The organism is Aeromonas sp. CD (assembly GCF_033349375.1).
Classification (GTDB): Bacteria; Pseudomonadota; Gammaproteobacteria; order Enterobacterales; family Aeromonadaceae; genus Aeromonas; species Aeromonas hydrophila.
Genome location: NZ_CP137631.1, coordinates 1,856,896 through 1,876,631, shown reverse-complemented (window position 1 = coordinate 1,876,631; position 19,736 = coordinate 1,856,896). Strand labels below are relative to the sequence as shown.

General features: G+C 60.7%; 20 protein-coding genes. 8 read left to right on the top strand and 12 right to left on the bottom strand.

The features are described from left to right. Window positions 1-7 precede the first annotated feature (7 nt). The 3 genes from R2E40_RS08775 to trmJ form a co-directional block, all read right to left on the bottom strand. The gene (locus R2E40_RS08775) at window positions 8-1,222 is read right to left on the bottom strand and encodes an IscS subfamily cysteine desulfurase (protein WP_005299763.1); all 1,215 of its coding nucleotides are present in this window, start codon (window positions 1,220-1,222) and stop codon (window positions 8-10) included. 57 nt (window positions 1,223-1,279) lie between these two features. Continuing rightward, window positions 1,280-1,783 (bottom strand): Fe-S cluster assembly transcriptional regulator IscR, encoded by a 504-nt coding sequence (gene iscR / locus R2E40_RS08770; RefSeq protein ID WP_011705634.1) that lies wholly within the window; start codon window positions 1,781-1,783, stop codon window positions 1,280-1,282. Window positions 1,784-1,876: 93 nt separating this feature from the next. Then, a complete protein-coding gene (trmJ, locus tag R2E40_RS08765; RefSeq protein ID WP_101148882.1) occupies window positions 1,877-2,602 on the bottom strand; it encodes a tRNA (cytosine(32)/uridine(32)-2'-O)-methyltransferase TrmJ in 726 nt (241 codons plus the stop codon). 179 nt (window positions 2,603-2,781) lie between these two features. On the opposite strand from trmJ, the gene R2E40_RS08760 reads away from it, so the two are divergent. Next, window positions 2,782-3,198 carry a hypothetical protein gene (locus R2E40_RS08760; protein ID WP_011705632.1) on the top strand — a complete coding sequence of 139 codons (417 nt, stop codon included), beginning with the start codon at window positions 2,782-2,784 and terminating at the stop codon, window positions 3,196-3,198. Here the strand turns inward: R2E40_RS08760 and ubiT are convergent. After that, a complete protein-coding gene (gene ubiT, locus R2E40_RS08755; protein ID WP_011705631.1) occupies window positions 3,145-3,684 on the bottom strand; it encodes a ubiquinone anaerobic biosynthesis accessory factor UbiT in 540 nt (179 codons plus the stop codon). The genes R2E40_RS08760 and ubiT overlap by 54 nt on opposite strands. Window positions 3,685-3,874: 190 nt before the next feature. Here ubiT and ubiU point away from each other — a divergent pair, with 190 nt between their 5' ends. Next, window positions 3,875-4,870, top strand: a complete 996-nt coding sequence (ubiU, locus tag R2E40_RS08750; protein WP_017410222.1) for a ubiquinone anaerobic biosynthesis protein UbiU — start codon at window positions 3,875-3,877, stop codon at window positions 4,868-4,870. A 12-nt stretch (window positions 4,871-4,882) separates the two neighbouring features. Continuing rightward, window positions 4,883-5,755, top strand: a complete 873-nt coding sequence (locus R2E40_RS08745) for a U32 family peptidase (RefSeq protein WP_318165249.1) — start codon at window positions 4,883-4,885, stop codon at window positions 5,753-5,755. Between the two features lie 117 nt (window positions 5,756-5,872). Here the strand turns inward: R2E40_RS08745 and nlpI are convergent, their stop codons facing one another. The 7 genes from nlpI to queA form a co-directional block, all read right to left on the bottom strand. Next, window positions 5,873-6,820, bottom strand: a complete 948-nt coding sequence (gene nlpI, locus R2E40_RS08740; RefSeq protein ID WP_280940144.1) for a lipoprotein NlpI — start codon at window positions 6,818-6,820, stop codon at window positions 5,873-5,875. Between the two features lie 90 nt (window positions 6,821-6,910). Then, a complete protein-coding gene (locus R2E40_RS08735; RefSeq protein ID WP_011705627.1) occupies window positions 6,911-7,279 on the bottom strand; it encodes a rhodanese-like domain-containing protein in 369 nt (122 codons plus the stop codon). 99 nt (window positions 7,280-7,378) lie between these two features. Next, window positions 7,379-8,326, bottom strand: coding sequence for a protein translocase subunit SecF (gene secF, locus R2E40_RS08730; protein ID WP_118881448.1), 948 nt, complete (start codon window positions 8,324-8,326; stop codon window positions 7,379-7,381). A gap of 9 nt (window positions 8,327-8,335) precedes the next feature. Then, window positions 8,336-10,189 (bottom strand): protein translocase subunit SecD, encoded by a 1,854-nt coding sequence (gene secD, locus R2E40_RS08725; RefSeq protein ID WP_011705625.1) that lies wholly within the window; start codon window positions 10,187-10,189, stop codon window positions 8,336-8,338. Window positions 10,190-10,207: 18 nt separating this feature from the next. After that, window positions 10,208-10,543, bottom strand: coding sequence for a preprotein translocase subunit YajC (gene yajC, locus R2E40_RS08720; RefSeq protein ID WP_011705624.1), 336 nt, complete (start codon window positions 10,541-10,543; stop codon window positions 10,208-10,210). A 50-nt stretch (window positions 10,544-10,593) separates the two neighbouring features. Then, complete coding sequence (gene tgt, locus R2E40_RS08715) at window positions 10,594-11,730, bottom strand: tRNA guanosine(34) transglycosylase Tgt (RefSeq protein WP_016350389.1); 1,137 nt, start codon at window positions 11,728-11,730, stop codon at window positions 10,594-10,596. A 70-nt stretch (window positions 11,731-11,800) separates the two neighbouring features. After that, entirely contained in the window at window positions 11,801-12,868 is a 1,068-nt protein-coding gene (queA, locus tag R2E40_RS08710; RefSeq protein WP_016350388.1) for a tRNA preQ1(34) S-adenosylmethionine ribosyltransferase-isomerase QueA, read from the bottom strand. A 212-nt stretch (window positions 12,869-13,080) separates the two neighbouring features. On the opposite strand from queA, the gene R2E40_RS08705 reads away from it, so the two are divergent. From R2E40_RS08705 to ahpF, 3 genes are all read left to right on the top strand, one after another. Further along, a complete protein-coding gene (locus R2E40_RS08705; protein WP_011705622.1) occupies window positions 13,081-13,527 on the top strand; it encodes a CBS domain-containing protein in 447 nt (148 codons plus the stop codon). A gap of 660 nt (window positions 13,528-14,187) precedes the next feature. Continuing rightward, window positions 14,188-14,754, top strand: coding sequence for an alkyl hydroperoxide reductase subunit C (gene ahpC / locus R2E40_RS08700; protein WP_011705621.1), 567 nt, complete (start codon window positions 14,188-14,190; stop codon window positions 14,752-14,754). Window positions 14,755-14,847: 93 nt separating this feature from the next. Further along, complete coding sequence (ahpF, locus tag R2E40_RS08695; protein WP_273774976.1) at window positions 14,848-16,428, top strand: alkyl hydroperoxide reductase subunit F; 1,581 nt, start codon at window positions 14,848-14,850, stop codon at window positions 16,426-16,428. Between the two features lie 66 nt (window positions 16,429-16,494). Here the strand turns inward: ahpF and R2E40_RS08690 are convergent, their stop codons facing one another. Next, a complete protein-coding gene (locus tag R2E40_RS08690; protein ID WP_318165248.1) occupies window positions 16,495-17,787 on the bottom strand; it encodes an MFS transporter in 1,293 nt (430 codons plus the stop codon). A 171-nt stretch (window positions 17,788-17,958) separates the two neighbouring features. Here R2E40_RS08690 and R2E40_RS08685 point away from each other — a divergent pair, with 171 nt between their 5' ends. Next, on the top strand, window positions 17,959-19,290 hold the full coding sequence (locus R2E40_RS08685; protein ID WP_318165247.1) for a GAF domain-containing sensor histidine kinase: 1,332 nt from the start codon (window positions 17,959-17,961) through the stop codon (window positions 19,288-19,290). Between the two features lie 110 nt (window positions 19,291-19,400). After that, window positions 19,401-19,646 carry a hypothetical protein gene (locus R2E40_RS08680; protein ID WP_318165246.1) on the top strand — a complete coding sequence of 82 codons (246 nt, stop codon included), beginning with the start codon at window positions 19,401-19,403 and terminating at the stop codon, window positions 19,644-19,646. The last annotated feature ends 90 nt before the right edge of the window (window positions 19,647-19,736 follow it).

Sequence of the window (19,736 nt, the reverse complement as noted above, 5' to 3'; positions counted from 1 at the left end):
CCGCGGATCAGTGATGAGCCCATTCGACCGTGTTCAGATCGACGCCGTCCTTGTACATCTCCCACAGGGGAGACATCTCGCGCAGACGACCGATGGAGTCACGGATAAGCTTGATTGCGTAATCAATCTCTTCCTCGGTGGTGAAGCGACCCATGCTGAAACGGATGGAGCTGTGCGCCAGCTCGTCGTTCAGGCCCAGTGCGCGCAGCACGTAGGAGGGCTCCAGGCTGGCCGAGGTACAGGCAGAACCAGAAGAGACCGCCAGATCCTTCAGCGCCATGATGAGGGATTCCCCTTCCACATAGGCGAAGCTGACGTTGAGGTTGCCCGGCACCCGCTGTTCCAGGTCACCGTTGATGTAGACCTCTTCGATATCCTTGATGCCGTCCCACAGGCGCTGACGCAGGGCCATGATGCGCTGACCTTCGCTCACCATCTCTTCCTTGGCGATGCGGAAGGCTTCGCCCATGCCGACGATCTGGTGAGTCGGCAGGGTGCCGGAACGCATGCCGCGCTCGTGACCTCCACCGTGCATCTGGGCTTCCAGGCGCACACGCGGCTTGCGACGCACGTAGAGGGCACCAATGCCTTTGGGGCCGTATACCTTGTGGGCGGACATGGAGAGCAGGTCAACCTTGAGCGCTTCCACGTCGACCGGGATTTTGCCCACGCTCTGTACCGCATCCACGTGCAGCAGAATCTTGCGGGAGCGGCACAGCTCGCCGATGGCGGCGATGTTCTGCACCACGCCGATCTCGTTGTTGACGTGCATGATGCTGACCAGGATGGTGTCATCACGCAGGGCGCCTTCGATCTGTTCCAGGGTGAACAGGCCATTGGGCATCGGCTCGAGGTAGGTTACCTCATAGCCTTCGCGCTCCAGCTGGCGACAGGTATCCAGTACCGCCTTGTGCTCGGTCTTGGAGGTAACGATGTGCTTGCCCTTGCCGGCGTAGAAATGGGCGACGCCCTTGATGGCGAGGTTGTTGGATTCAGTCGCACCGGAGGTGAAGACGATCTCGCGCGGGTCGGCACCGATCAGCTCTGCCACTTGATTACGGGCCAGATCGACCGCCTCTTCGGCTTGCCAGCCAAAGCGGTGGGAACGGGAAGCTGGATTGCCGAACAGGCCATCCATGGTGAGACACTGCATCATTTTTTCTGCGACACGCGGGTCCACCGGACAGGTTGCCGAATAATCAAGGTAAATAGGCAGTTTCATGTTTTTCTCCGTTACAGCCAGGGTCATACATCGACCAGCTGTGGAAAGCACGTTTGTTTATAGTTGGACTTTCAAGCTCACATCGCCGCGTTCTGCCCGATCTACCAGGGACAACACGGTTTTCATTTGTTCATCTTGCTTGCCGGCAATCCGGCGCACATCGGCCTGATCAACCAGCTCGGCCAGGGTGATGTCCCCCAGGAAGCTGGAGATCCGCTCGCTCAGGTCACGCCACAGGGAGTGAGTGAGGCACTGGGTGCCGCCGTGGCAGCCACCCTTGCCGAGGCACTTGGTGGCATCCACCGATTCGTCGACCGCGGTGATCACCTGACCGACCGAGATGGCATTCGGCGCCAGACCGAGGCGATAACCGCCGCCCGGGCCACGCACGCTGCTCACCAGGCCATGCTTGCGCAGGCGGGCAAACAGCTGCTCCAGATAGGACAAGGAGATGCCCTGGCGCTCCGAAATATCAGCCAGGGGCACGGGCCCCTGCTCTGCATGCAACGCCACGTCGAGCATGGCAGTCACAGCGTAACGTCCTTTTGAGGTCAGTCTCATATGCCTTACCGTTTTGCGAACCAATCAATATGGGCATATGGTCACATACCCGACTAAATTAGTCAAGTATATGGTTGAGTAATCCAGTCGGGTTTAATCCTGCGGTCTCGGTTTTTGCACCGAGGTCAAAATGCCGCGCAGGATGTTGAGTTCCACCGCCTCTGGACGAGCCCGGTTGAACAGACGGCGCAGTTTGCTCATCACCTGTCCCGGATGGTCATCGGCGATGAAGCCGGTCTTGAGCAGCGTCTGCTCCAGATGCTGATAGAAGCCTTCCAGCTGCTCGGCGCTGGGATAATCCACCGCCATGTCGGTCTCGCCGACCTGTTCCTGCTGCAGCCAGTGCATTCGCACCTCATAGCAGAGGGTCTGCACCGCCATGGCCAGGTTGAGGGAGCTGTACTCCGGATTGGCCGCAATGGCCACGTGGTAGTGGCACTTTTGCAGCTCGTCGTTGGTCAGGCCGGTGCGTTCACGGCCAAATACCAGCGCCACCGGATGCTGCATCCCCTCGGTTACCAGCTTCTCGCCCGCTTCGCGGGGGTCCAGCATGGGCCAGCTCAGGGTACGAGAACGGGCACTGGTACCGATGACCAGACCACAATCCGCAATGGCTTCATCCAGGGTCGACACGATACGGGCATTGGCCAGCAGATCGCTGGCACCGGCGGCCAGCGCATAGGCGTTGTCATCGGGCTGTGCTTGCGGATCAACCAGTACCATCTGGCTCAAGCCCATGGTCTTCATGGCGCGCGCCGCAGAGCCCATGTTGCCGGTGTGAGAAGTGTTTACCAACACGATACGAATCTGATCCAACATGCCCAGTCAATCTTCAGTCAAAAATGGCGCGCAATTGTAACATAGCCAATCGCTATTTTGGCACCGTAAATGGCGCGCCAATTCACAACAATGACGCCGTTTTGCAGAACAAAGCGGTATGAGACAGGTGCGCTGACTGGCTAGACTTGAAGGATGGGAAGGTGAAAAGTGGAGGCAACATGTGCCCACGCTGGCTTTATGAGAGGTTGCCCGTCTGCTATCTGCTGGTGGCGGTCGGCATCATCCTGCTCAGCCACTCCCCGCTGCTCTGGCTGGCGGGCACCTTGCTGTTTGTCGCCGGCGCCACCGTCTGGATGATGCGATCCAGCTATCGACGTACCGATCTGGTCATCTTCCCGACCAAGCGCTGGTTTCAGCCGGAGTGGCTCTACGAGGCCCAGCCGTTCATCTGGCTGGCGCTGGGTTTGCTGCTCTCGCGCCTTCCCAACGCCGGCGCCCTGCTGGCTCTGCTGCCCTGTCTGTGGGCCTGTCGCTGCCTGTGGGCTCGCAATCACTACCGCCACCATGCCGATGGGCTGGTCTCACAGCTGAGGCGCAACCCCACCCGCCGGCGCAGAGTGCGCCTCTTGCGCTGATCCCGCCTTCGCCCGCTCGATGAAGGTGGCGAGATCCAGCAAGGGATAACGCACCAGGCTTGGCAAACCGTCCAGATCCAGGCTGTCCATCAGGTTTTTCACCTCCAGACCCAACTCGGTGTTCCCTTCAATCTTCAGCTTGCGCTGGAAAAAGAGAGAGTCGGGATCTTCCTTGCGCCCGGCAATCAGAATGAGGTCGTTGGTGGTGCCGCTGAAACAGACATCGGCCTGCTCGCAGTGGCGAGCCACCACCAGCTTGCCATCCTGCTCGCTGATGAACCAGCAGAGCTCCAGATCCGAGACTTCGACCTTGAGCCACTTGCCCGCCAGAAATTCAAAGTCACCATCTGCGATGGCCTCTTTGAACACGCTGGCCAGCAGGCGCTCCATCAGGTTCTGCTGCAAGGAAAATGGCACCAGTTTGAGAGGATGGCGCAGAATGCGGGGAGCCTGTTCGACCAGGCGACGTTGCAGTTGTTGAAACACGATAAACTCCCAGTTTTTTGCGCATTCAAGCACAGGGCCGCAGCCATGATCCTGTTGGAAATCAAACTTGTGCCCACTTACCTCAAGAAGGGTAAAGCCACACAAAGCTGCCTCAGGTCAAAAAGTGGAAGGACGCCGGTGAATACAATCGGGCCACTTTTGCATTTTTTGCCCTCTCGGAGCGTACCCGATGGAATTACTCTGTCCGGCAGGCAGTTTGCCGGCACTGAAAACAGCCGTGGATAACGGGGCCGATGCGGTCTATATCGGCTTCAAGGATGACACCAACGCCCGCCATTTCGCCGGGCTCAACTTCACCGACAGCAAGCTGGAGAAAGCGGTCGACTATGTGCACCAGCATGGCCGCAAACTGCACATCGCCATCAACACCTTCGCCCACCCGGGCTCCGATGCACGTTGGCAGCAAGCGGTGGACAAGGGCGCCGCACTGGGTGCCGATGCCCTGATCATCGCCGACCTCGCCGTGCTCGACTATGCCAGCCGCCGCTACCCGGATCTGGAGCTGCACGTCTCGGTGCAGGCCAGTGCCACCAACGCCGCCGCCATCCGCTTCTACCAGCAACACTTCAACGTCGGTCGGGTGGTGTTGCCCCGCGTCCTCTCCATGCACCAGGTGAGGCAGCTGGCCCGCGAGACCGACGTCGGTCTCGAGGTGTTCGCCTTCGGCAGCCTCTGCATCATGGCGGAGGGGCGCTGCTACCTCTCCTCCTACATGACCGGCGAGAGCCCCAATACCGTCGGCGCCTGCTCACCGGCCAAGTTCGTGCGCTGGGAGGAGACACCGAGCGGCCTCGAATCTCGCCTCAACGAGGTGCTGATCGACCGTTACGGCCCGGGGGAAAACGCCGGCTACCCGACCCTGTGCAAGGGCCGCTTCGAGGTGGATGGCCAGACCTACCACGCGCTGGAGGAGCCCACCAGCCTCAACACCCTCGGCCTGTTGCCCGAGCTGTTCCAGACCGGTATCCAGTCGGTCAAGATCGAGGGGCGCCAACGCAGCCCCGCCTACGTGGAGCAGGTCACCCGGGTCTGGCGCGCCGCCATCGACGCCTATCAGGCCAATCCGGAAGCCTATCAGGTCAAGGCCGAGTGGGATGCCCAGCTCGCCCGCGTCTCCGAGGGGAGTCAGACCACCCTCGGTGCCTACCATCGCCAGTGGCAATAAGGAGCCCTGTTCATGAAATTCTCTCTCGGCCCCCTGCTCTTCTACTGGCCCAAGGCCGACACCCAGGGCTTCTATCAGGCGGCGGCCGCCAGCCAGGCCGACATCGTCTATCTGGGGGAAACCGTCTGCAGCAAGCGCCGCGAACTGAAAGTGGATGACTGGATTGCCCTCGCCCGTCAGGTAGCCGGCTCGGGCAAGCAGGCGGTGCTCTCCACGCTGGCGCTCATCTCCGCCCCCTCCGAGCTCAAGGAGGTCAAGCGGCTGGTCGACAACGGCGAGCTGATGATCGAGGCCAACGATCTGGGGGCAGTCCAGCTCGCCAGCGAAGCCGGGCTGCCGTTCGTCTGCGGCCCCGCCATCAACGCCTACAACGCCGACGTGCTGCGCATGCTGCTCAAACAGGGGATGCAGCGCTGGGTGATGCCGGTGGAGCTCTCCCGCGACTGGCTGGTGCAGCTCAATCAGGATCTGGGCACTGCCCGCCAGCAGTTCGAGGTGGAGGTGTTCGCCTACGGCCACCTGCCACTCGCCTACTCGGCGCGCTGCTTTACCGCCCGCTCCCTCGACCGGCCCAAGGACAATTGCGAACTGGCCTGCATCGACTACCCCACCGGCCGGCTCGCCAGCAGCCGCGAGGGGCAGAAGGTGTTCAACCTCAACGGCATCCAGACCCAGTCCGGTTACTGCTACAACCTGGGCAACGATCTGGCCGGGATGGAGGGGCTGGTAGATGTGGTGCGCCTCTCCCCCGAGGGGCTGGACACCCTGACGATGCTGGACCGCTTCAAGGCCAATGAACAAGGGCAGGCTCCCCTGCCCCTGCAGCAGGAGCGCGACTGCAACGGCTACTGGCGCCAGATCCCCGGCATGATGCTGGCCCAATGAGCCGGCGGTGTGCCATCTGACGGGGGTGACTCATATCGCCACGTCTGACACCCGGACAGCAAAAAGGCCTCGCAGTGAGGCCTTTTCTACATCATTCAAACCGGCAACAGGGCAAGCTCAGGATGCCTGCTTGCTGCTCTTGCCCTGGGCACTCTGGGCACCGGGCGGCAGGGGTTTGCGCGCCATCAGCTCCAGTTCGAGCAGGGCATATCTGTGCTCGATGAAGTCATACACGTTGTTGGCGAGCGCCAGCTTGAAGTAGCTGATGGCTTCCTTGCGGTTGCCCTTGGCCAGTTCAAACTTGCCGAGGTAGAAGTAGGTTTCGCACAGGCGCTCGGCGAGCTCCCGGTTGTCCTTCACCCCTTTCACCACATTGCCCATCAACTGGGTGGCATTGAGTTCGCCGGTATAGAGGCGCACCAGATCCCAGTTCCAGGCATCGTCATCGTACTTGTTGAGCCGCTCGCGCATCCGGCTCATGGCGGCCGGTGCATTGAGCTTCTGTTCGGCCAGATAGAGCCAGATCACCCGGTAGGGATCTTCCGGCTGCGCCTCGTAGAAGCGCTTCATATCGGCCGCGGCCAGCTCGGGACGATTGCCGTAATAGAGCGCAATGCCACGGTTCAGGTAGGCATAGTCATAATCGGGAGCCAGCTCGAGGGCGGAATCAAATGCCTCGTAGGCCTCGTCATAATTCTGCTGCTGCACCAGATAGACGCCGATGAAGTTGTAGGCTTCGGCAAAATCCGGCTTCTCCCGCAAGGCGCGGTTGAAATCCAGCCGCGCCAGAGAGCGCAAGCCTACCCGGTCAAACACGACAGCACGCTCATAAAACAGTTCAGCCCGTTGCTCAGTGGTCAATTCCATCTCGCTGAGCATCTGCCCGAGTCGCGCCAACGCCAACTCGCTCTGGTAAGAGACCTGCAGGGGGGTCGCCAATACCAGTGAAGCGGGTTGCGGCTTGGGAACTTGAGGCGCTTCAACCTGACTGCTACTGCTGCAACCCCACATGGGGAGCAGCAACAGGATACCAAGGAGGTATCCAATCCCTTTCCTGACGTTCAATGAACACTCCGACGCTTACGCTTGACCCGGCATATGGTAAAGGTCAGCCGACACTTTGTCATGTGGCTGAGCCTATCTCCCTCAAATAAATCAGGATTCGACAGGGTATCCGGCATCACACCAGCCCCGAAAGCCACCATCGACGCTGACCACCCGGCCATAGCCCATCTTCTGCAGGTTCTCCGCCACCAGAATGGAGCGAAATCCCCCACCACAATAGAGGTAGAGCTCGGTGTCGGGATCCGGGTAACGGGTCTCGATGTCCCGCTCGATCACCCCGCGACCGAGGTAGGTCGCCCCCGGCAGATGGCCCCTGGCCCACTCGCTCTCTTCCCGCACGTCGACCAGGTGAAAGGTGCGCCCCTCATCCTGCCAGCGTTTGATCTGGTGCACGTCGGTCTCCCGCACATGGGGACGAATGGCCTCTACCAGTGCCAGAAAACGGGGATTGTGTTGCATGGCTTGCTCCTTGCCTGTTGGCCAACAGCCGTGGGTGAAACCGTCATAATGACTCACCCGGACGATAAGAGAAAGGGCGCCTCGCGGCGCCCTTGTCATTTACGGCAGGATCTCTTGCTGATCCGCGCCCTCTTTTTCCACCTGGGTCGGCAGCATGTGCTCCCGCTTGACCCCGAAGAACATGGCGAACGAGCTCGCCACATAGATGGAGGAGTAGGTACCGAAGGCGACACCGATCACCATGGCCACCGAGAAACCGTGGATCAGCGGACCGCCCTTGAGCAGCAGTGCCAGCACCACCACGAAGGTCAACCCCGAGGTGATGATGGTCCGGCTCAGGGTCTCGGTCATGGAGAGATCCAGGATGTACTCGGTATCCCCCTTGCGCACCTTGCGAAAGTTCTCCCGCAACCGGTCGAACACCACGATGGTGTCGTTCAGGGAGTAACCCACCAGGGTCATCAAGGCCGCCAGCACGGTCAGGTCGAACTCGTACTGGAAGTAGGCAAAGACGCCGAGGGTGATCACCACGTCGTGCACCAGGGAGAGAATGCCCCCCATGGCCAGACGCCATTCGAAGCGCACCGCCACGTAGATCAGGATACAGAGGATGGAGGCCAGCATGGCCAGCGCACCGTCGGTCGCCAGCTCGTCGCCCACGGAGGGGCCGACGAACTCGACGCGCTTGAGCACGGCCGCAGGATCGATCAGCTTGGCCGCCGCCAGCACCTCGTTACCCTGCTGCTCCACCTTGACCCCCTCTTTCGGGGTCAGGCGGAACAGGACGTCACGGCTGGAGCCGAAGTGTTGCAGGGTCGCCCCTTCAATCTTCTGCTCGTCCAGCACCTGATGCACCTTGTCCAGGCTCACCGACTGCTGGAAGCCCACCTCGATGGTGGTACCACCGGTGAAGTCCAGCCCCCAGTTCAGGCCCCGATCGAACAGGAAGAACAGGGAGATCACCATCAGCAGGGTAGAGAAGACCACACCCGGCTTGGCATAGCGCATGAAGGGAATGGGCTTTTCAAAATGTAGAATCTGAAACATGTCTCTTCCTTAGATCGGCAGCTTGTCGAGGCGCCGTCCACCCCAGGCCAGGTTGATGATGGCGCGGGAGACCGTGATGGCGGTAAACATGGAAGCACTCAGACCAATCCCCAGCGTCAGGGCGAAGCCCTTGATGGCGCCGGTACCGATACCGAACAGGATCACACAGGTGATGAGCGAGGTGACGTTGGAGTCGGCGATGGTCGAGAATGCCCGATCAAAGCCCAGATGGATGGCCTGCTGCACCCCACGACCGTTGCGGATCTCTTCACGAATACGCTCGTAGATCAGCACGTTGGCATCCACCGCCATACCCAGCGTCAAGACGATACCGGCAATGCCCGGCAGGGTCATGGTGGCCCCCGGGATCATCGACATGATACCGACGATCAGCACCAGGTTCATGGTGAGGGCGATGTTGGCCACCCAGCCGAACGCACGGTAGTAGATCCCCATGAACAGCACGATCACCAGCATGGCCCAGCCGATGGCTTCCATACCGCTGTCGATGTTCTGCTGACCCAGGCTCGGGCCTATGGTGCGCTCTTCCACGATCTGGATCGGGGCGATCAGCGCGCCGGCACGCAGCAGCAGCGCCAGGTTGTGGGCTTCGTTGGCGTTGTCGATGCCGGTGATGCGGAACTGGCTGCCAAGACGCGACTGGATGGTGGCGACGTTGATCACCTCCTCCTGCTTGCGGAACTTGCGCTTACCGTCCGGACCAGGCTGACCGACCGGCTTGTATTCGATGAACACGGTAGCCATGCCCTTACCAACGTTGTCCTTGGTAAAGTTGGCCATCTTGTTGCCACCCTGGCCATCAAGCTTGATGTTGACCTGGGGACGGCTGTATTCGTCGAAACCGGACTGGGCACCCACGATGTGGTCACCGGTCAGGATGATGCGCTTTTGCAGCACCACCGGACGTCCGTTGCGATCGTTGTAGACCTTGGAGCTCGGCGGCACCCGGCCGTCGGCCGCGGCCTGGATGTCGGCGGTCTCATCGACCATGTGGAATTCCAGGGTCGCGGTCGCGCCCAGGATCTCCTTGGCACGGGCGGTGTCCTGAATACCGGGCAGTTCCACCACGATGCGCTCGGCACCCTGCTGTTGTACCAGCGGCTCGGCCACGCCCAGCTCGTTCACCCGGTTGCGGATGATGGTGATGTTCTGCTCGAGGGCGTACTTCTTCACTTCCTTGATCTTGGCTTCACTCAAACCGGCCAGCAGGACGAACTCATCCCCCTTCTGCTCGGTGGTGAAGGTGAGATCCGGGTTCTGACGACGCAGGTGAGAGATGGCCTTGGCCTGGTCGGCCTCGTCACGGAACAGCACCTGTACCTGATCACCTGCCCGGCGCACGCCGGAATAACGGATCTTCTGGGTACGCAGCTCGGAGCGGAAATCCTGCACCATCTGCTCTTGCTGCTTGGTCAGCGCCTCGGCCATGTCCACTTCCATCAGGAAGTGCACACCGCCGCGCAGGTCCAGACCCAGCTTGAGCGGGTTGGCACCGATGGCTTCAAGCCAGGCAGGCGTGGAAGGGGCCAGGTTGAGAGCGGTAATGAAGTTGTCGCCCAGCTTGTTGGCGACGATGTCGCGCGCCTTGAGCTGCTCTTCAGTATTTTTGAAACGAACCAGGATGAAGCCGTGCTCGAACGCCGCATGCTTGACCGGGATCTGAGCCGCATCGAGCGTCTCCTTCACCAGGTCAAGGGTGTCCAGCTTGACTTCGGCCCCCCGGCTGGCAGAGATCTGCAAGGCCGGGTCTTCGCCGTAAAGATTGGGGGCTGCATATAGAAAACCGATGGCGATCACCACGACCACCATCAGGTATTTCCACAGCGGATAGCGATTTAACACGCTGTGCTCCTCGGGAGATTAGAGGGACTGGATAGAACCCTTGGGCAGAACGGCAGAGACGAAGTCACGTTTGATGGTGACCTGGGTCTGATCGTTTAGGGCCAGCACGAGGTATTCGCTGTCGGCGGATACTTTGGCGATCTTGCCAACCAGGCCACCGGAAGTGAGGACTTCGTCACCCTTGGAGAGGGAGCTCATCAGGTTGCGGTGATCTTTGGCGCGCTTGGCCTGGGGGCGATAGATCATGAAGTAGAAGATGAGGCCGAATACGGCCAGCATGATGATCATTTCCATGCCACCACCCTGTGCACCCGGAACTGCGCCTTCTGCATACGCCTTGGAGATAATGCTCATTTAACAACCTCTTATTGATGTAGATTTGAAAACTAGCTTATATATCGTTGTTATTTCACGTCATTTTCAGCTAACGGAGGCACGGGCTTCCCTTGCCGACGGTAAAACTCAGTTACAAAGTCGTCTAATTTACCCTGCTCGATCGCGTCCCGCAAACCCTGCATCACACGCTGGTAATAACGCAGGTTGTGAATGGTGTTCAGACGGGCACCGAGGATCTCGTTGCACTTGTCCAGATGGTACAAATAACTGCGGGTGTAGTTCTTGCAGGTGTAGCAATCGCAGTCGGCATCCAGGGTGCTGGTGTCCTCGCGATACTTGGCGTTGCGGATCTTGACCACCCCGTCGGTGGTGAACAGGTGGCCGTTGCGGGCGTTGCGGGTCGGCATCACGCAGTCGAACATGTCGATACCGCGGCGCACCCCTTCCACCAGATCTTCCGGCTTGCCCACGCCCATCAGGTAGCGCGGCTTGTCGGCCGGGATTTTCGGGCAGACGTGCTCGAGGATGCGATGCATGTCCTCTTTCGGCTCACCCACCGCCAGACCACCGACCGCGTAGCCGTCGAAGCCGATCTCCAAGAGGCCTTCCAGCGACACATCCCGCAGATCTTCGTACACGGAACCCTGGATGATGCCGAACAGGGCGTTCTTGTTGCCGAGCGCATCGAACTTGTCGCGCGAACGCTTGCCCCAGCGCAGGGACATCTCCATGGACTTGCGCGCCTCTTCGTAAGTGGCCGGGTACGGCGTGCACTCATCGAAGATCATCACGATGTCGGAACCCAGATCGTACTGGATCTCCATGGATTTCTCGGGGTCGAGGAAGATCTTCTCGCCGTTGATGGGGTGACGGAAGTGCACGCCCGCCTCGGTGATCTTGCGGATGTGCCCCAGGCTGAACACCTGGAAACCGCCGGAGTCGGTCAGGATCGGGCCCTGCCAGTTCATGAAGTCATGCAGATCGCCGTGGGCGCGCATCACTTCCTGCCCCGGCCGCAGCCAGAGGTGGAAGGTGTTGCCGAGCAGGATCTGGGCACCGGTCTCACGCACCTCTTCCGGGGTCATCCCCTTGACGGTGCCGTAGGTGCCGACCGGCATGAAGGCCGGGGTCTGCACGGTGCCGCGCTCGAATACCAGCTGGCCGCGACGGGCACGGCCGTCAGTGGTTTTCAGTTCAAATTTCATTGCTACCTCGTTGCGTCAGAGAAACAGTCTGACAGTAGGGGGCCCGAGGACCCGGTATAAAGGGCGCGGCTTATGCCTGCGCCCGGCGACGGGTGACGAACATGGCGTCCCCGTAGCTGAAGAAACGGTACTGCTCGGCCACGGCCGCCTGGTAGGCCGCCATCACGTTGTCGTAGCCGGCAAAGGCACTGACCAGCATGATCAGGGTCGACTCCGGCAGATGGAAGTTGGTGACCATGGCATCGACCACCTGGAACTGGTAACCAGGGAAGATGAAGATGTCGGTGTCGCTGAAGAACGGCGCCAGCGGCTTGCCCTGAGCCAGGGTTACCTTGGCCGCGCTCTCGAGCGATCGCACCGAGGTGGTTCCCACCGCAATCACCCGGCCACCGCGGGCGCGAGTTGCGGCGATGGCATCCACCACCTCCTGCGGCACCTCGGCATACTCCGAGTGCATGTGGTGATCTTCAATCTTGTCCACCCGCACCGGCTGGAAGGTGCCCGCCCCCACGTGCAGGGTGACGAAAGCCGTTTCCACCCCCTTGGCACGAATTTTCTCGAGCAGGGGCTCGTCGAAGTGCAGGCCGGCAGTCGGCGCCGCCACGGCACCCGGCTTCTGGTTGTAGACGGTCTGGTAGCGCTCCTTGTCGGCATCCTCGTCGGGACGGTCGATGTAAGGGGGCAGCGGCATGTGGCCGATGGCTTCCAGGATCTCCAGCACAGGGCGGGGGTCGAGGAAATGGATCTCGAACAGGGCATCGTGACGGGCGCGCATCTCGGCTTCGACTTTCTCGCCGTCGGCCCCGCCATCCAGAATGAGCCGGGTACCGGGCTTGGGCGATTTGGAAGAGCGCACATGGGCCAGCACGCTGTGCTCGTCCAGCATCCGCTCCACCAGCACCTCCAGCTTGCCGCCGCTGGCCTTCTGGCCAAACATGCGCGCCGGAATGACACGGGTGTTGTTGAATACCAGCAGATCGCCGGGGTTGAGCTGGTCCAGCACATCCACAAATTGACCGTGGCGCAGTGCGCCAGTTTGACCATCGAGCTGCAACAGACGACTGGCGGTACGTTCCGTCATGGGATAGCGGGCAATCAGCTCGTCTGGCAGATCAAAATGAAAATCGGATACTTGCATCTTTCACCTCGGGGGGAATCGGCGGCTAGTCTAGTTATCCCCTTCTTCCAAGGCAACCCAAAAGACCAAAAACCCAAGGGAGACAAGGGATAGCGAGCAATTATGTGAAGCAGAGCCAGTTAAAAAACCTTTAAGGTTTTGTATTGACCCTGATCATGTTTTGCCGAGGGGGGCTGGGCTAGGGTGAAAGCAGATACACAAGGAGGCCCACCATGATGACCCTATCCGAGATCATGACTGAACACCCCTTCACCCTGGGTCCGGAAAACAGCGTCAAACAGGCGATGGATCTGATGCAGCAGGAGCGGATCCGCCACATCCCCATCGTTGACGAGCAGCATCATCTGCTGGGCCTGGTCACCCTCTCCGACATCCTGGCCACCCGCGAGTCCAAACTCCTGCTGATCAATCCAGAGCGGGAGGCGGAGTTCACCGACAGCGTGCAGCTCGACGAGATCATGACCCGCCAGGTGGCGAGCGTGGATCCCCATGCCGGCATCAAGGAGGCGGCGCTCTACCTGCAACGACACAGATACGGCTGCCTGCCGGTACTCAAAGGACGCAAGTTGATCGGCATCGTTACCGAGTCGGACTTCATTGCCGTCGCCATCAACCTGCTGGAACTGATGGAGGAGCAGGAGCCGCCTGGCGACTTTTGATCTCAATTTCATGTAATAAAATTACAACAAAAGCGTTTTCAGCGTACTTGATCGGCAATAAAGCTGAAACCCTTTCATTTTGATTGAAAAATTACACCACAACCTTGCTTTGTGATCTGCATCACACTATCATGACCGTCATGCAATAGTTGCCGAGCGGAAGACGAGGGATTGTGCACCCGTCCTCTTCCTCTCATATGTCTGCAAGTTTGCACACCCCGTAGTTAGTCTTTGCTGTAAAGCTTTTGTTTATATAGCCATTCCTTGTTTGATGACCCGGCCTTGTCCTTGCGACGACGCCGGGATTTTTTTATCTGCACGTTTCCCCTCCCCTCGCCCCCATGCGTGCCGGCGCCTGTGAGTCGCAAGACGGCAGACCCCACCTCTCTGCGGTTGGCAGACTGCCACCCGCCCCCTTGAAAAGCCGAAGCCGCGCACAGATGTTGAATCTCGACAAGGAGTTATCCCGGCATGCCGGCGATATTCATGTTAGGTACAGCAGCCATGGTTTATCTAATAAGTAGATTTAAGTGATTCAAAATTGCGGCTTTGATCGATTAGGAAAAGTCCCTATGATGAATCCATCGAAAGTTAAACGCCTCGTCCGGCACGACTCTTCAAATCCAGACGGGCATATGTACATCACCAAGGAGCAAATACATGTCTACCTACATCAACACTGAAATCAAGCCGTTCAACGCCACCGCCTACCACAATGGCAAATTCGTTCAGGTGTCTGACGCTGACCTGAAAGGCAAGTGGTCCGTGGTGTTCTTCTACCCGGCTGACTTCACCTTCGTCTGCCCGACCGAGCTGGGTGACCTGGCCGACAACTACGCCGAATTCCAGAAGCTGGGCGTCGAGATCTACTCCGTCTCCACCGACACCCACTTCACCCACAAGGCCTGGCACGACACTTCTGACACCATCCAGAAGATCCAGTACCCGATGATCGGCGACCCGACCGGCACCATCACCCGCAACTTCGGCGTGATGATCGAAGAAGCCGGTCTGGCTGACCGCGGTACCTTCGTCATCGACCCGCAAGGCATCATCCAGATCGTTGAAATCAACGCCGGCGGCATCGGCCGTGACGCCCTGGAGCTGCTGCGCAAGGTCAAGGCTGCCCAGTACGTTGCCGCTCACCCGGGTGAAGTGTGCCCGGCCAAGTGGAAAGAAGGCGACGCCACCCTGGCCCCGTCCCTGGATCTGGTAGGCAAAATCTAAGCCTCCCCGCTCTGAAGACCGGCCCGTTCAAGGGCCGGTCTGCTTTCTGGCCTGACAAAACGCCGACCCGCAATCACAAGAAGGAATTCGAAGATGTTGGATACCAACCTCAAACAACAGCTGAACACCTATCTGCAGTACATCGTCAATCCCATCGAGATCAGCGTGTCCGGCAACGACAGCGACAAATCCGCAGAACTGCTGGCATTGGCCACAGAGATCAGCGAGATGTCACCCAAGATTGCCATGACAGATGGCACTGCCGCCCGCAAGCCTTCCATGAGCGTTGCGCCGAAGGGCCAGGCCCCGCGCGTTCATTTTGCCGGCATCCCCATGGGTCATGAATTTACCTCCCTGGTCCTTGCCCTGCTGCAAAGCGGCGGTCACCCCTCCAAGGCCGATGCGGCCGTGCAGGAGCAGATCCGCAACCTCAAGGGCGAGTTCCACTTCGAGACTTATATTTCGCTCTCCTGCCACAACTGCCCGGACGTGGTGCAGGCCCTCAACCTGATGGCGACCCTGAACCCCGGCATCACCCACACCATGATCGACGGTGCCCTGTTCCAGGACGAGGTCAACGAGCGTCAGATCATGGCGGTACCGAATGTCTACCTGAACGGTCAGCCGTTCAGCCAGGGCCGCATTTCGCTGGAAGAGATCGTCGCCAAGCTCGACACCGGCGCCGCCGAACGCAAGGCTGAGGAGCTCAACGAAAAAGCGCCTTACGACGTACTGGTCGTCGGTGGTGGCCCGGCTGGCGCCGCCGCCGCCATCTATGCCGCTCGCAAAGGCATTCGCACCGCCATCGTCGCCGAGCGTTTCGGTGGCCAGGTGATGGACACCGTCGGCATCGAGAACTTCATCTCCGTGCCCTACACCGAAGGCCCCAAACTGGCCGCAAGCCTGGAGCAGCACGTCAAGCAGTACGGCGTGGAAGTGATCACCGAGCAGCGCGCCGCCGCCATCAGCAAGGATGGCTACGTCAACGTGGATCTCGCCTCTGGCGCCACCTTGAAGAGCCGCGCCGTGATCCTGGCGACCGGTGCCCGCTGGCGTGACCTGAACGTGCCGGGCGAGCTCGAGTACCGCACCAAGGGCGTGGCCTACTGCCCGCACTGTGACGGCCCCTTCTTCAAGGGCAAGCGAGTCGCGGTGATCGGAGGCGGCAACTCCGGCATCGAGGCGGCCATCGATCTGGCTGGCATCGTCGAGCACGTCACCGTGGTGGAGTTCGCCGATACTCTGCGTGCCGACGAGGTGCTGCAGAAGAAGGCCCGCTCCATGGGCAACATCGACATCATCATGAGCGCCCGCACCACCGAAGTGATCGGTGATGGCAGCAAGGTGGTGGGCATGGATTACGAAGATCGCACCACCGGCGAGATCAAGCATCTGGCGGTGGCCGGCATCTTCGTCCAGATCGGTCTGGTGCCGAACACCGAGTTCCTCAAGGGGAGCGACGTGGCCCTGACCCGCTTTGGCGAGATCGAGATCGACACCAAGGGCGCCACCTCCCTGCCCGGCGTCTACGCCGCAGGGGACGCCACCACGGTGCCGTTCAAGCAGATCATCATCTCCATGGGGGCAGGGGCGACCGCCGCACTGGGGGCGTTTGATTACCTCATTCGCAATCCGGCGCCGGAAGCGACCAAAGCTGACGCCGTCACCGCCTGATAGCGACCAGATGGACAAAAAGCCGACTCAGTGAGTCGGCTTTTTTTGTTGCTACGCACCCGCTACTCAGCCTTCTTTTGACTGCTGACCCTCATCCGATCCGGGGGTAGCATAGCTGGCGGGTACCGCCTCCCCAGCCAGATCCGTTCTCGGCTCCAGCTCCGCCGTCATCGGGGTATTGGGCGGCACCGGGATGAACACCTGATGATCGGCCAGCGGAATGGGGGCCCGCTGCCGCTTGCGCCAGCCGAGATACCCCGCCAGCAGCAGGCCACAGAGGGCGAAGTAGACGAACAGCCCCTCTGACCCGAACTGCGCCATGACAAAAGGCGCCAGCAGCGGCCCGGTCATGGCGCCCAGGCTGTAGGCGAGCAGCAACCCCTGATTGGCCCCCAGCACCTGATCCGGGCGCAGCTCGTCGCAGGCGTGGCTGAGGCTCAAGGGGTAGATGGAGAACGCCATGCCGCCCAGCAGGAACACCAGGCCCCCCATCAGCGGTTCGCGCCAGCCGGCGGGCAGCAGCACCATCAACAGGGCCAGCAGCGCCAGCACGGCGCCGAGCAGCAGGATCACCAGCCGCCTGTCGTAGCGATCGGAGAGGCGACCGATGGGGTACTGCAGGCACATGCCCCCCAGGATCACCAATGCCATCATGTCCGCCACCTTGGAGAGCGACGAACCGCTGTCGGTAAAATAGAGCGGCAGCAGGCCGTAGATGGCCCCGAGGATGAGGCCAGAGGTAAAGCTGCTGCCCATCCCCGCCGGGGTGAGGCGCACCAGCTCCAGCACGCCGACCGGCTGGGGTGCCACCATGGCCGGGGTCGCTACCCGGGAAACCGCCAGCGGGATCACCGACAGGGTCGCCGCCATGGCGCACAGGGCAAACGGGGTCAGCACCATGGGATCCACCCACTTGAGCAGCAGTTGCCCCATAGCCAGAGAGCCGTAGAGCAGGATCATGTAGAGGGACATCAACCGGCCCCGGTTGGCCGGCGTGCTGGAGACCAGCATCCAGGACTCCAGCACCACGAACAGGCCGCCGGTGGCAAAGCCCCCCACCAGCCGCAGCGCCGCCCAGCTCAGCGGCTCCACCACCATGCCGTGCAGCAGAAACAGAAAGCAGAGCAGGGAGGCATAGGCCGCATAAGCCCGGATGTGACCCACCCGGATGATGAGGCGGGCGTTGACAAAGGCCCCCAGCACCAGACCGCCGAAGTAGGCTGCCGATACCAGGCCGATGGCCTGGGCCGATACCTGCTCGGCAGACAGGCGCACCGTCAGCAGGGTGTTGAACATGCCGTGGCCCAGAATGAAGATCACCAGACTGGTCAGGGGTGAGAGGAACCTTGCGAGTGTCATGGGGTCTCCCTGATTGGCTCAATCGTGAGCAAAACAACCATGGTAGCGTCTGCTTCCTGCCCGCTTCAACCTCTCGGGATCAGTCAACTCATGACACGCAGGGCCCGCGCCGGACAACTAGAATGGGAATAAAGTCCACTCACCCCAGCCCCAGCAAACAGGAACGCCTTCATGTCTGCGAGCCTATCCAAATACCCGATTGCCCCCGAGTTCGAGATCCCGGACTCCCTGCGTCTCTCCTGGCAGAAGACCGTCAACCTGATGGCTGAGCTGTTTCACGTGCCGGCCGGGCTCATCATGCGGGTACACCCTCGCGAGATAGAAGTGTTCATCACCAGCCAGACGCCAGACAACTGCTATCCGGCCGGGGCCCGCGAACACCTCGACTCCGGCCTTTATTGCGAACGGGTCATGGATACCCGCCAGGAGCTCCTGGTGCCCAATGCCCTCAAGAATCCCGAATGGCAGCACAATCCGGACATCAAAGTCGGCATGATCTCCTATTGCGGTCTGCCGCTCTGCTGGCCCGATGGCAGACTCTTCGGCACCATCTGCGTGCTGAGCCGGGAGGAGAACGACTACGGCGGCCTCTACCGGCAATTACTCTTGCAGTTTCGTGATTCGGTGCAGCAGGGCATGCACACCCTCTACGACAATATTCGTCTGCAGGAGACGCAAGAAGAGCTCGAGCAGCACAAGTTGCAGTTGACCCACACCCTCGACAGTCTGAAAAAAACCCAGGAGGAGCTCATCCACACCGAAACCCTGGCGGCACTGGGAGCCATGGTGGCCGGCATCTCCCATGAACTGAACACCCCCATCGGCAACGCCCTGATCGCCACCACGGCCATGCAGGAGCAAACCCGGCAGCTGGCCGCCCAGTTGGGGGCTCAGACTATCCGTCGCACCACGCTGGAGGAGTTTGTGCACGCCAGCCAGGAGATGAGCGAGCTGGCCCTGCAGGCCATCACCCAGTCGGCCAAGCTGATCAGCAGCTTCAAGCAGGTGGCCATAGAGCAGACCTCGGAGAGCCGGCGCAGCTTCGATCTCAGGCGTCTCATCGACGACAACCTGGCCAACCTCAAAGCCGGCTCCGGGTTTGATCAAGTCGTGCTGCACAATCTCATCGACGAGGAGCTGCTCTGCGACAGCTACCCGGGACCCCTTGGCCAGGTGCTGCTCAACCTGATCCACAACGCCCTCCTCCATGGCATCGGGGATCGCCAGGATGGACGCATCGAGATCCGGGCCCATCAGGACCAACAATCCGTCCACCTGGAGGTGCTGGACAACGGTCGCGGCATGGCGCCCAACGTACTAGCCCACATCTTCGATCCCTTCTTTACCACTACCCTGGGCAAGGGGGGCTCCGGGCTGGGGCTCTCCATCTGCCGCCGCATCGCCACCTCGGTGCTGGGTGGCGGCCTGACGGCTCGCTCGGCGCCGGGCAAAGGCAGCTGCTTTACCCTCTCCTTTCCCCGTAACGCCCCTGGCCGCGTCTGAGGGGTAGGCTACAGCCCCCTCTCGCAGGGCGAACCGAGTTGCGATGCCGGCCAACACAAGGGCGGCGGTGAGGTCTATCCTTGCTGATGTCCACCAACGAGGTAATCAAGATGAAACCAGCCCTGTTTCTGTTAACCCTGCTCTTCACCGGCAGCGCCCTCGCCTTTCACTGCCCCGCCGACATGAAGAAGATCGATGATGCCCTCGCCGCCAAACCCGCCCTCAGCGCCGACAAGCTGGCCGAGGTGAAGAAGTTGCGAGCCGAGGGGGAAGTCCTGCACAAGGCGGGCAAGCATCAGGAGTCCGTCGATACCCTGGCCAAGGCGATGGCCATGCTGGGGTTGAACAAGAGTTAGCGCAGGAACCACAGCCCACCGCTGCGAACAGGATCAGCCATGCCCTTGCGGGCCCTCGCCATCGGTGGCAAGGGCCCGCTGTTTATCTGG

Coding starts and splice junctions, on each gene's coding strand:
- R2E40_RS08760 (WP_011705632.1), top strand. CDS start 2,782: ATGTGCCCACGCTGGCTTTATGAGAGGTTGCCCGTCTGCTATCTGCTG.
- R2E40_RS08690 (WP_318165248.1), bottom strand. CDS start 17,787: ATGACACTCGCAAGGTTCCTCTCACCCCTGACCAGTCTGGTGATCTTC.
- ahpC (WP_011705621.1), top strand. CDS start 14,188: ATGTCTACCTACATCAACACTGAAATCAAGCCGTTCAACGCCACCGCC.
- ahpF (WP_273774976.1), top strand. CDS start 14,848: ATGTTGGATACCAACCTCAAACAACAGCTGAACACCTATCTGCAGTAC.
- R2E40_RS08705 (WP_011705622.1), top strand. CDS start 13,081: ATGATGACCCTATCCGAGATCATGACTGAACACCCCTTCACCCTGGGT.
- R2E40_RS08685 (WP_318165247.1), top strand. CDS start 17,959: ATGTCTGCGAGCCTATCCAAATACCCGATTGCCCCCGAGTTCGAGATC.
- iscR (WP_011705634.1), bottom strand. CDS start 1,783: ATGAGACTGACCTCAAAAGGACGTTACGCTGTGACTGCCATGCTCGAC.
- ubiU (WP_017410222.1), top strand. CDS start 3,875: ATGGAATTACTCTGTCCGGCAGGCAGTTTGCCGGCACTGAAAACAGCC.
- R2E40_RS08775 (WP_005299763.1), bottom strand. CDS start 1,222: ATGAAACTGCCTATTTACCTTGATTATTCGGCAACCTGTCCGGTGGAC.
- R2E40_RS08735 (WP_011705627.1), bottom strand. CDS start 7,279: ATGCAACACAATCCCCGTTTTCTGGCACTGGTAGAGGCCATTCGTCCC.
- tgt (WP_016350389.1), bottom strand. CDS start 11,730: ATGAAATTTGAACTGAAAACCACTGACGGCCGTGCCCGTCGCGGCCAG.
- queA (WP_016350388.1), bottom strand. CDS start 12,868: ATGCAAGTATCCGATTTTCATTTTGATCTGCCAGACGAGCTGATTGCC.
- secF (WP_118881448.1), bottom strand. CDS start 8,326: ATGTTTCAGATTCTACATTTTGAAAAGCCCATTCCCTTCATGCGCTAT.
- R2E40_RS08745 (WP_318165249.1), top strand. CDS start 4,883: ATGAAATTCTCTCTCGGCCCCCTGCTCTTCTACTGGCCCAAGGCCGAC.
- R2E40_RS08680 (WP_318165246.1), top strand. CDS start 19,401: ATGAAACCAGCCCTGTTTCTGTTAACCCTGCTCTTCACCGGCAGCGCC.
- yajC (WP_011705624.1), bottom strand. CDS start 10,543: ATGAGCATTATCTCCAAGGCGTATGCAGAAGGCGCAGTTCCGGGTGCA.
- trmJ (WP_101148882.1), bottom strand. CDS start 2,602: ATGTTGGATCAGATTCGTATCGTGTTGGTAAACACTTCTCACACCGGC.